Genomic DNA, 757 nt, shown 5'->3' with positions numbered 1-757 from the left:
ATCGCGAGCAAGCTCACTCCCACAGGTGAACGTGTGAAGGATTAGAGCAACTTGTGCTCCATCGCGTATTTCACCAACTCGGCCAGCGAGGTGATGTTGAGCTTTTGCATCAGCCGCGCCTTGTGGGTGCTGATGGTCTTGCTGCTCAAGGCCAACTGCTGGGCGATGTCGTTGACGTTGGCGCCCTGGGCGAGGCGTTCGAAGACCGAGAATTCGCGCTCCGACAATAGGGAATGCAGCGGTCGGGTGTCGGTCAGGCCGACTTCGAAAACCATGCGGTCGGCCAGGTCCGGATCAATGTAGCGTCCGCCCGCCGCAACCTTGCGAATCGCCATGAGCAGCAAGGCCGGGTCGCTGTCCTTGGTGGCGTAGCCGGCGGCACCGACCTTTAGTGCGCGCGCGGCCATTTGCGCCTCGTCATGCATCGACAGCACCAGGATCGCCGGTGGATTGCTCAGCGCCCGGATCCGTGGAATCGCCTCCAGGCCATTGACGCCAGGCATGGAAATATCCAGCAGCACCACTTCGCAGGGCACGTGGCGCAGGGTCTCGAGCAACTGTTCGCCATTGCTCGCCTCCCCTACCACCACCAGATCCTTGGCCAGGCCGATCAACTGCTTGATGCCTTCGCGGACGATGGTGTGGTCTTCGGCTACCAGTACACGGATCACATTGCTCTCCAGATTCAGGATCCCATCGCGAGCAAGCTCGCTATGAAAACTTTACGCTCGACTTTCTAGCAAGCCGATCCAACGCT

The 757-nt window shown here is 60.1% G+C and carries 1 protein-coding gene; it reads right to left on the bottom strand.

The genetic code is table 11. The annotated features are described in order from the left end of the window. Positions 1 to 41 precede the first annotated feature (41 nt). Positions 42 to 671, bottom strand: coding sequence for a response regulator (locus OC610_RS28330; protein WP_039590796.1), 630 nt, complete (start codon positions 669 to 671; stop codon positions 42 to 44). Positions 672 to 757: the final 86 nt, after the last annotated feature.

It is taken from the genome of Pseudomonas agronomica, from assembly GCF_025917275.1.
GTDB lineage: Bacteria > Pseudomonadota > Gammaproteobacteria > Pseudomonadales > Pseudomonadaceae > Aquipseudomonas > Aquipseudomonas agronomica.
Note: the sequence above shows the minus strand (reverse complement) of the source record. Positions and strands in the feature narration are given on the sequence as shown.